General features: G+C 67.1%; 1 protein-coding gene. It reads right to left on the bottom strand.

Annotated features, from left to right (window positions below; genetic code table 11):
* Positions 1–22: 22 nt before the first annotated feature.
* Complete coding sequence (locus IF55_RS35545) at positions 23–1,213, bottom strand: IS110 family RNA-guided transposase (protein ID WP_030893373.1); 1,191 nt, start codon at positions 1,211–1,213, stop codon at positions 23–25.
* Positions 1,214–1,447 lie beyond the last annotated feature (234 nt).

Here is a 1,447-nt window from a genome sequence, read left to right as displayed (position 1 = left end):
AGAGGACTTCCCAATCGTGATGTCAAGCCGCAGCCGTGACGGGTGGTGAACCTTGGTAATACTGTCCGTCACGGATCATGGCCCACAGAACGTTGAGGCGTCGGCGGGCAAGTGCAAGCAGGGCCTGCTTGTGCCCCTTCCCCTCGGTTCGCTTGCGTTGGTAGTACGCCTTGGAGGCCTGGCAGCTCGTGATGCTGACCATGGCCGACAGGTACATGCTCCGCAGCAACCCGCGGTGATACCGCTTAGGCCTGCGCAGGTTGCCGCTGACACGGCCGGAGTCGCGGGGCCTGGGGGCCAGGCCGGCGAAGCCGGCCAGCCGGTCGGCGCTGCCGAAGGTGTCCATGTCCCCGCCGGTCGCGGCGATGAACTCGGCGCCAAGCTTGGCCCCCATGCCGGGCAGACTGCGGATCACCTCGGCATGCGGATGCTCGCGAAACTTGGCCTCGATCAGGGCGTCGAGCTCGGCGATCTCCTCATCGAGGGCCATCACTCCCTTCGCGAGGCGGACCACCATGGCGGCGGCCAGCTTCTCGCCCGGCAGGGCGGTCTGCTGGGCCTGGGCAGCTTCCACGGCAGTCTTCGCAAGCGCGGCCGCGCCGCGGACCTTGCGGTTCTTCAGCCAGGTCTCGATCCGCTTGACGCCCGCGCGGCGGATCGCGGCCGGGGTCTGGTAGCCCGTCAGCAGCATCACCGGGCCTTTGTTGACCAGGTCCAGCGACCGCTCCAGCGCCGGGAAGATCTCCAGCAGCTGTGCCCGCAGGCGGTTGATCTGCCGGGTGCGGTCGAAGACCACGTCCAGGCGTCGGGTGGTCAGGGTGCGCAGGTCAACCGCGATCTCGTCGCCGGGCCGCAGCAGACCCAGGTCCCGACGGACGCGGGCCTGGTCAGCTATGACGAAGGCGTCCTTCGCGTCCGTCTTGCCCTCGCCCTTGTAAGTTCCGGAGGCGCGGTGGACGGCCAGGCCGGTGAGATAGGCCATGGGCTGGCCGTGACTGAGGAGCAGGCCGATCAGCAGGGAAGCCCCGCCCTGGTTCAGGTCGACGGCCCAGAGCACGTCAGTGGAGATCGCCAGGACGTCACCGATGAGCTGAAGCAGCTCGGTTTCGTCGTTCAACACGCGGCGGGACAACAGCCGTTCGCCGTCGGTGTCGATCACCACGCAGTGGTGGTGTTCCTTGCCGATGTCCACCCCGGCCCAGATCTCGGGCACGTTCGCCTCCGCCAGCTCGCCTGTTCAGTCCCACCCGCAGACGACCTCGCCGACGTTGTCCTACAGCAGCGATCGAGTCGCGTATCCCAATTGGCGGTCGAGTCGTCGCGGGGTTCCGGGCGGCCAAGTCCTCTAAGCCATCCGACGGGCTCACCCATGACAGCCATACCCAGAACCCCTGGGCCCCTCGATCTTACGAATGACCGAAGCAGACCCACGCTTGAAAGGTAGGAC

It is taken from the genome of Streptomyces varsoviensis (genome assembly GCF_000718635.1).
Lineage (GTDB): Bacteria > Actinomycetota > Actinomycetes > Streptomycetales > Streptomycetaceae > Streptomyces > Streptomyces varsoviensis.
The sequence above is the reverse complement of the archived record's forward strand: the minus strand, read 5'-3'. Positions and strand labels throughout refer to the sequence as shown.